The sequence below is a fragment of the Rhizobium sp. RHZ01 genome, assembly GCF_014851595.1.
In the GTDB taxonomy this organism is placed as follows: domain Bacteria; phylum Pseudomonadota; class Alphaproteobacteria; order Rhizobiales; family Rhizobiaceae; genus Rhizobium; species Rhizobium altiplani.
Genome location: NZ_JACUZZ010000144.1, coordinates 1 through 264 on the forward strand (window position 1 = coordinate 1; position 264 = coordinate 264).

Here is a 264-nt window from a genome sequence, read left to right on the forward strand (position 1 = left end):
CATCACCACGTTTCGCGAGCGGGAAGGGGAGCGGCCAAAGCTTGTCGCCGATCTCGACGATCTTCTTGCCGTCCCGGTCCTCCACGACCACCTGCTTTGCGGCGCCCTCGCGGATTTGCCGGTAGGTATTCATGGCGTCCTCGTTGGCCTTTAGCTTGGCCGCGTCGATGCCGAGCAGCGCAGCAAGACCATCGACGTCGCCGGACGACAGCGCTGCCTTCAGCTTGTCGACCGCCGCAATCGGGTCGTCGAATTGCGGCGCCG

1 protein-coding gene is annotated in these 264 nt (G+C 64.8%); it reads right to left on the reverse strand.

Features of this window, described 5'->3' with window-relative positions; genetic code table 11:
- Positions 1 to 264: DUF2950 family protein (locus IB248_RS31205; RefSeq protein ID WP_192242266.1), on the reverse strand; the 264-nt coding region annotated here is incomplete at both ends.